The following is a 557-nucleotide window of genomic DNA, read 5'->3' on the forward strand; positions in this document are numbered from 1 at the left end:
GACATAGCCCCCGATCAGGGCACGCGTTTTGACGCCGGACAACTCGCCCACACGGTGCGGGACTTCTCCGCCCGGCTTTATGCCGCGGGGGCCCGCGCGGGCGATCGGGTGGCCATTGTCAAGGACAATCACCTGGACATGACGCTGGCCGCCGCGGCGGCGGCGCGCTTCGGGGCGATACCCGCGACGATCGCCGGGGCCAACACCCCGGAGAACCACCGCGCGATGATCGCCAAGCTGAAGCCCTCGGTCCTGGTGGTCTCGCCCACCGCGCTGGCCGCCGCCGCCCGGGCGGGCATCGAGCTGAGCGACCCGGGCACCAAGGTGATCGTCCTCGGTGAACTGGGCGACGGCGCCCCCAAGGACGCGCTGACGCTGAGCGACCTCGACGGCGCCGACGCCCCGCCGACCCGGCTGCGCGCCCCGCACGAGTCCATGCTGATCATGCACAGCTCCGGCACCACCGGCGTGCCCAAGCTCGTCGTCCACTCCGGCAACTCGCTGCTCGGCGGCGTGGCCCGGATGGAGCGCATCCGCTTCCCCGTCCTGGCCAACAA

Annotated in this window: 1 protein-coding gene; it reads left to right on the forward strand. The window is 72.2% G+C overall.

Features of this window, described 5'->3' with window-relative positions:
* Positions 1 to 54 precede the first annotated feature (54 nt).
* Positions 55 to 557 (forward strand): AMP-binding protein (locus tag KUM32_RS35940; RefSeq protein WP_308408810.1); only part of this gene is annotated, 503 nt, incomplete at its 3' end.

The sequence above is a fragment of the Streptomyces sp. AC627_RSS907 genome (assembly GCF_019049165.1).